General features: G+C 45.6%; 1 protein-coding gene. It reads left to right on the top strand.

Translation table 11 applies throughout. The features are described from left to right. On the top strand, nucleotides 1-318 hold a 318-nt coding region (locus HC175_RS22285), incomplete at both ends, for an efflux RND transporter permease subunit (protein ID WP_168140024.1).

Genomic DNA, 318 nt, shown 5'->3' with positions numbered 1-318 from the left:
ACTTAGCCGTGCTCAACCTCTTTTACCAGATGATATAGATGAACCTATAATTTACAGGTTTAACTCCAGTAGTATCCCGGTAGTGATCCTTGCGGCAACTGCCGAAGAAAGTTATCCCAACTTACGTCAAATTCTGGATGATGAACTCGTCACCCCCCTTAACAGGGTACCCGGGGTTGGAGCTGTTAATCTGCAAGGAGGTCCTGTTCGCGAGATACAAGTAAATATTGATCCTCAAAGTATGGCTGCTTATGGGGTAAGTATTCAACAGATTTCCCAGGCCCTGGCAAACGAAAATGTTGTCATTCCTGCGGGAGA

The sequence above is a fragment of the Salinimicrobium oceani genome (assembly GCF_012037645.1).
Note: the sequence above shows the minus strand (reverse complement) of the source record. Positions and strands in the feature narration are given on the sequence as shown.